The organism is Tropicimonas sp. IMCC6043, assembly GCF_004146235.1.
GTDB lineage: Bacteria > Pseudomonadota > Alphaproteobacteria > Rhodobacterales > Rhodobacteraceae > Tropicimonas.
Genome location: NZ_SELO01000118.1, coordinates 1 through 1,339, shown reverse-complemented (window position 1 = coordinate 1,339; position 1,339 = coordinate 1). Strand labels below are relative to the sequence as shown.

Annotated in this window: 2 protein-coding genes; one reads left to right on the top strand and one right to left on the bottom strand. The window is 58.8% G+C overall.

Translation table 11 applies throughout. The annotated features are described in order from the left end of the window. Positions 1–180 precede the first annotated feature (180 nt). The gene (locus EU800_RS25985; RefSeq protein WP_129636346.1) at positions 181–411 is read right to left on the bottom strand and encodes a hypothetical protein; all 231 of its coding nucleotides are present in this window, start codon (positions 409–411) and stop codon (positions 181–183) included. Between the two features lie 368 nt (positions 412–779). On the opposite strand from EU800_RS25985, the gene EU800_RS29245 reads away from it, so the two are divergent. After that, a complete protein-coding gene (locus EU800_RS29245) occupies positions 780–1,079 on the top strand; it encodes a DUF2934 domain-containing protein (protein ID WP_129636345.1) in 300 nt (99 codons plus the stop codon). Positions 1,080–1,339 lie beyond the last annotated feature (260 nt).

The window sequence follows — 1,339 nt, the reverse complement described above, 5'->3', positions numbered from 1 at the left end:
ATTCGCCGGCAGAAATCATCGCAGCATGACCGACAACGGTCTCCAGGTCGCGGTGACCGCGCGCCTTCACGCGCAGGACACAGAAACCAGACTCAGAGCTATGAAAAGTCACGCGCTCGACCAGGCCAGAGAGAACCTCACCCGGATCATGGTGATGCGCTGGACCCTTCGCGCCCAATGTCAGAGGACCCTGGCGTTCTTCGCCAGTTCGGCAATCGTCTCGCTGAAGATGTGGCGCAGGATATTCATCAGCGCGATCCGGTGTCGACCTTCCGGGCGGTACTCATGACTGGCGTCGTTTGCCAGTCCGACAGTCTCGGAAGCTGAATGAAGGTAGACCGATATCTCGTCGTCGCCGAAATCGACCTCGTGGCGGCGCATGTTGGCACCGCGATTGATGACGCGACTCATGGTCAGACCTCTTGCAAAGACCGGCGAACTCGGCCGATCACTCGACTGTTGCCGGCCTCTCTGCCGTACGCAAGGTTCGGCACTTTGTCAGCGATGATCTGCTCCGGATACACTTCTCGCCGAACTCACCGCAAATGACTTCGCAACCAACGCTGGGCTAGAAAGCGTCGTGGTGCGGTCGCGAGGCATGAAAGTGGCCCCGAACATCATCGTTTTCCTCCCGCCTTCAAATTGGGCGTCGTCTCGCATCGGAGTGCGTGGCTGCATCATCTCGGGACCTGCACCAGTCAATTGTGCCAGCCGGGTATTCACCTGTGGGATGGTACCGAAGGACAAGTTCATCGTGAGGGAATTCTGAGGACAACACTATGACTCAATCTGCAATCGACGAAGGCCATATCCGAGAGGCCGCGTATTTCCTCTGGCTTGACGAAGGCAAACCGCACGGGCGCGATGAGGAGCACTGGCAGAAGGCGGTAGGCGCCTTGAAGCCGGCAAAGATCCCGGCAAAACAAGCACCCCGAAAGCCGAAAGAGGAAGTGAAAGCCACGTCCAAAGCGAAGACCAAGACAGCGCCGACAACTGGGGCCGCCACCAGGAAGCGCACAACGGCGGCGTCTGCCGAGAAGAAACCGAGGACCAAGGCAGCGAAGCCCGCCGTCTCGTGATACGGTCGCGAGATCGGCCTCGTGGCACCATCAGAAGCCAACGCACTGAGATCATCCACCTCGGACCCAACGACCTGCCGGGATCTGCACCTTGTGGTTCTGGAGAAATAGTGACGGGAAAAGAAAAGCGGCGACCCTAGGTGTTTGATCCCACGGTTTGATGGTGCGATCCATTCGCTGGAATGGAAGGAAGCCCTATGGGACAGGTACGTCACGGCAGCGCCACGACCACGCACGCCATCCGAGCAGCAATACAGCGA

Coding starts and splice junctions, on each gene's coding strand:
- EU800_RS25985 (WP_129636346.1), bottom strand. CDS start 411: ATGAGTCGCGTCATCAATCGCGGTGCCAACATGCGCCGCCACGAGGTC.
- EU800_RS29245 (WP_129636345.1), top strand. CDS start 780: ATGACTCAATCTGCAATCGACGAAGGCCATATCCGAGAGGCCGCGTAT.